The organism is Gillisia marina (genome assembly GCF_000258765.1).
Classification (GTDB): domain Bacteria; phylum Bacteroidota; class Bacteroidia; order Flavobacteriales; family Flavobacteriaceae; genus Gillisia; species Gillisia marina.
In genome coordinates, this window is record NZ_AJLT01000072.1 from 1 (window position 1) to 4717 (window position 4717).

Below are 4717 nucleotides of genomic sequence, written 5' to 3' on the forward strand. Positions count from 1 at the left end.
CGGGGTTCTTTAGTTAGCATAATTAATACCCTACTATTAACCAACTAACCAATAATATAAGCCGGGATATCTATACGTATCAATTTTATTGAATCGCATAAAATTTCCTTATACAATAGGATTGTACAAAAGACTTAATTTTCAATATGTATTAATATATAATTTCGAATAGTGATTATTCGAAATAAACTGATTTTATAAGGTAGGGGTAGTAAAATCAGGTAAAATGCAACTTGTAAATAAAAAATAAATTTAGGGATTAAATGCTCTGTAAAAAAGATTTCAGTACCTTTAACAGCTAATTAACACGTTTGAGATAAACAAAGTGCTAGGGTGTAGAGAATATCGTCTACCAAAATTGATAAAAGCTTAGGCTGAAATTAACCCAATAAAAAACTCGGAAAAAAATTCCCGAGTTTCTTCAATTTGATCAGGCAACACCCTACAATTACATAATCAAACTTTTTTATAATTTTCTGAAATAACTAAATCACAATTATCGATAAAACTAGTATGATCTAACGTTATTTCTCTGTTATTTTTTCAAAATTTTTAACATAATATTAGGATGAAAGATATTATAACTTCAGTTCAAATTATACTAGAAATTAGTACACTAATAAACTGATAATTAATTATTTATATAAAATCAATTCATTTTAATAAGTGTCAGAAAACGTATATGAAAATAAAAAAAATTCAACATATATGTCAATACTGTTATTTTTGTTTAACATATAATTAACATTCTAGCTACTACTATCACTGCATTTTATCATTATTCATTATAACAATATTTCTTTCGCCTTTAATAGTCGACCTTAGTGCTGAATTTCCACCCTAAATTTATTAACCAGAAAGGAAAATTGAACATGACTAAGAGGACTCTTATTGGAGAAAGAATTAAGGCACTTAGAAAGAAAAATGCTTTTTCCCAATCTCTTGTGGCCGAAAAACTATTTATATCCCAAGCCGCATATTCTTTAATTGAAAATTCTCAGAATGGGATTGCAGTAGACCACATTATTAATTTAAGTAAACTCTACAAAGTAACCACAGATTTCATTCTAAAAGGCGATAAATACTTGATTAAGATAGATCCATCAAACGGCTTTATACCACTTATTAAAGCAACTGCACATGCAGGATTCATTAATAATTTTCATGAAGATCATAGTTTTGAAGTTTCAGACTGGTATCGAATTCCTGGTTTTAACCCGGCGTACGATCAAAAACTATTTGAAGTAGCAGGAGATAGTATGATGCCCACATTGCTTTCTGGTGATGTTATAATTTGTCAGAATCAACCTAATATAGATAATATTTTAGATGGTACTTTAATCTTGCTAGTAACCGAAGGCGGTATATTAATTAAAAGGATTCGGTTAGATAATAATACAGATTTTCTGCTTTTAGAAAGTGATAATGATCATGAAGAAGATCAGCTGAAAAAAATAAGTAAATCTGAGATCTATCAAGCCATGGTGGTGCGTGGAAAAATAAGTAGTGTGATTCTTCCTCACCATCAAATAGCCTCTAAGGGTAAAATTCAAAATATGGAAGAAGCCATAGATTTTTTGAAAAAGGAATTATTTAAATTGAATAAAAAATTGAGTAGTCTTAATAAATAGATAGTAACTTTGGGCCAGTTGTTATGTTCCAATAATTACACGAATATTTTAAGATGAAGCTTTTTAAAAATCAATGGTCTAATATTATCATTGCAGTGATTATTCTTGCGATGATCATTCCCGGCACCCGTAAACCCATTCAAATCTTTGTAAATAAATTGTTGGCCTTTAGTCTTCGGTAACTTCTGAAGAGGAAAGAGAATCTTTGGCAGATTATAATTGGGCTTTAGAGAAAAACAATAAGGATAAATTAAATTTTGGAGACCTAGAGAATAAAGTTGTTCTTGTAAATTTTTGGGCTACTTGGTGTCCTCCTTGTATTGCGGAAATGCCTAGTTTTGAACTATTATATCGAGATTATAAAGATAAGGTTGAGTTCTTATTTGTTTCTTCTGAAGATCATGAAACTGTTCGTGGCTTTTTAAACCGTAAAAAATATTCGCTCCCTGCATATAGACCTTTAAGCGAAGCTCCAGAGCCCTTAAATGGGAAAACGCTTCCAACTACATATTTAATCGATAAAAATGGCGCTATTATTATTAAAAAGATTGGCGCAGCCGATTGGAATAGTGAGAGTCTTAGAAAAACTATAGATAAACTGTTGCTAGAATAATTTCCTCAAAAACGAACGAATAAATTCCGAATGATACATACTAATCATAATTTTTAGTTCTTCCAATATAGCTGTTTCTTCATCTAGATATTTAAAAATTTCCTGAGGAGTATTGTTCGTATAAAATTTAGTAAACAGTTGTTCCCCAAGTTCATTATTTCTATTTAAAACATCTAAAAAAATAGCATCGTACCACCTAGATCGCACATTCAATATGTTGCCTTGAGGCTCTTTTCCGGATTTAATGTTTTCTACTAATTGGGCTATTTTCTTTTCGGTATGCTTAAAGGAATAGCCTGTAGATCCTTTTACCCAAGATCCGGCAGTTCCTATTTTAGTCACTTTTGGGCTACTAGCTTTATGAAAAGCATAATCGGTCATTGGGATTACTCCTTTCTCGGTGTCGATTATTTCATACTCCTCAATCTTAAGAATTTCTTTGATATACGTATGTAGATAGGTGTTATAAATAGATTCCTCGGTTAGAAATGGAGTAAAAAATGTATATTCTATTAATGCTTCATCTTCGCTTAAAGGCAATACGTAAGTAAAACTTGTGCTATCTGGAAATTTTATTCTGAAATCCATCATCGTAAAAGTGGATTCGTCAAAAACTGAAGCGCTTGTTTTAATATGCAAGCCTTTAAAATGCTGAAATATTTTAGTGCTTTTGGAATCTTCTAAATAATCAGAGTCAATTCGGCTATCAAAAAAATGAGTGGCAATGTATGTATCATTTTTTCCTAAAGCAGTAGAATTATCTTCATCTATTTCGATGATTTCGTCTAAGATAAAATGAAAATTCGATGTGTTTTTTAATTCAGATTTTACAAAATTATAGAAATCAATAGATTTCAACATTTTATAAGAATAGGGCTTCAACTCTAAATCTAAATTAGTTTCAGTAGAAATAAATTTCCCATGATCCCAAGATTTTGTAATAAGATTGTCCCATTTTCCATCTCCCTTTTCCCAAAAACACCAAGTTTTATCATTGGTGTCTTTGGCAGAAGGATCTATTATTGCAATTTGTAATTTCTGAAAAAAAGGATCTTCACTTAATCTATATGCTAACTGAAGTCCAGCTAAGCCACTTCCAATAATAATATAATCGAACTTTTGTGGCACTAGATTAGTTGGAGTTAGATAAAAAGTTACTTCTTAAAATACTTGAAAGGCACCCAAAGCATCCCAAAACACTCCCCATCATCTTTACCTAGATGTTTATGGTGCATTTTATGAGCTCTTCTTACGCCTTTAGCATATTTGTTATTGGCGTTTCTAAATATTTTAAAACGTTGATGTATAAATATATCATGAACCATGAAATATGCAATTCCGTAGGCGAGTATTCCCAGCCCAATTGGTAGGCCTATCCAAAGATCATCATATCTCCACAGAAGAAAGAAAGTGATACTAACTATAGCATAAAAAACGAAAAATAAATCGTTTCGTTCCCACCAATGGCTGTGGTCTTTTTTATGATGATCTTGATGCAGTTTCCATAAAAAACCGTGCATTACATATTTATGAGTGAACCACGCCATTCCTTCCATCATTAAGAAAGTAGCGACAAAAATTATGATCCAGAGTAAAACTTCCATTATATTAAATTTAATCTATATGAGATGTAAGATTTTGCAAGTAAGCCGGCTTTTTGGTAATTAGGTACACTTATGCGTTTATTTTTAATTTCCAAAGAAGGTACTTTTTTCAGTTTAGTCAGTAGTTTGCTATAATAAATGTAGGCGGTATATACCCCAAATTTTGCTTCTACAGGTAATTTGGCAATTCCTTTTAATCCAGCACTAAAATCTTCTTCAATTTCAAAAATAATCTTTTGTTTGCTGGCTTCGTCTAAAGCTGCAAGATTTGTATCAGGAAAATAACTTCTGCTTAGGTCTTCAAAATCTGCTTTTAGATCTCTTAAAAAATTTACTTTCTGAAAGGCTGAGCCTAAACTCATGGCAGAATCTTTTAATTCCTCGTATTTCTTATTGTCTCCTTTCACAAAAACTTTCAAACACATTAAACCCACAACATCTGCACTTCCATAAATATATTCCTTATAATCTTCTTGTGTGAGATATGTAGATTTATGCAGATCTAATTTCATGCTCTTTAAAAAAGCATTATAAAGGGATGCGTCAATCTGATATTTATGAACTGTTTCTTGGAAAGAATTCAGGATAGGATTAAGGCTTATTTTAATGTCGATGGCCTTATAAAGATCCTGAGTGAAATCTTCAAGTAATTTTTCTTTATCGTAGTCGTGAAATGAATCTACAATTTCATCTGCAAACCTTACAAAACCATAAATGTTATAAATATCTTGTCTAATAGACGGTGCTAACATTTTTGTAGCCATAGAAAATGACGTACTGTAAGCATTTGTTACTGCCTGGCTGCAGGTGCGAGAAACGGTGTCGAAAATTAATTTCATAGGGTAAATTCTTTTTGAATGAGTCCAGAT

Annotated in this window: 5 protein-coding genes; 2 read left to right on the forward strand and 3 right to left on the reverse strand. The window is 31.2% G+C overall.

The genetic code is table 11. From position 1 onward, the window contains the following. The first annotated feature begins 872 nt into the window (after positions 1–872). Positions 873–1631: an XRE family transcriptional regulator gene (locus tag ON07_RS13235; protein ID WP_010232385.1), complete on the forward strand. Its 759-nt coding sequence runs from the start codon at positions 873–875 to the stop codon at positions 1629–1631. Positions 1632–1836: 205 nt separating this feature from the next. After that, the gene (locus ON07_RS15650) at positions 1837–2244 is read left to right on the forward strand and encodes a TlpA family protein disulfide reductase (protein WP_010232387.1); all 408 of its coding nucleotides are present in this window, start codon (positions 1837–1839) and stop codon (positions 2242–2244) included. Here ON07_RS15650 and ON07_RS13245 read toward each other — a convergent pair. Genes ON07_RS13245 through ON07_RS13255 form a run of 3 tightly spaced genes read right to left on the reverse strand, consistent with a single transcriptional unit; the run spans position 2236 to position 4687 of the window. Further along, positions 2236–3372, reverse strand: a complete 1137-nt coding sequence (locus tag ON07_RS13245; protein WP_010232388.1) for a lycopene cyclase family protein — start codon at positions 3370–3372, stop codon at positions 2236–2238. The genes ON07_RS15650 and ON07_RS13245 overlap by 9 nt on opposite strands. A gap of 26 nt (positions 3373–3398) precedes the next feature. Next, the gene (locus tag ON07_RS13250; protein ID WP_010232389.1) at positions 3399–3848 is read right to left on the reverse strand and encodes a sterol desaturase family protein; all 450 of its coding nucleotides are present in this window, start codon (positions 3846–3848) and stop codon (positions 3399–3401) included. Continuing rightward, positions 3848–4687 (reverse strand): phytoene/squalene synthase family protein, encoded by an 840-nt coding sequence (locus ON07_RS13255; RefSeq protein ID WP_029332010.1) that lies wholly within the window; start codon positions 4685–4687, stop codon positions 3848–3850. The genes ON07_RS13250 and ON07_RS13255 overlap by 1 nt, the downstream gene beginning before the upstream one ends. Positions 4688–4717: the final 30 nt, after the last annotated feature.

Bases quoted from the DNA above. Each gene is read 5' to 3' on its own strand.
- ON07_RS13235 (WP_010232385.1), top strand. From the start codon at position 873: ATGACTAAGAGGACTCTTATTGGAGAAAGAATTAAGGCACTTAGAAAG.
- ON07_RS13250 (WP_010232389.1), bottom strand. From the start codon at position 3,848: ATGGAAGTTTTACTCTGGATCATAATTTTTGTCGCTACTTTCTTAATG.
- ON07_RS13255 (WP_029332010.1), bottom strand. From the start codon at position 4,687: ATGAAATTAATTTTCGACACCGTTTCTCGCACCTGCAGCCAGGCAGTA.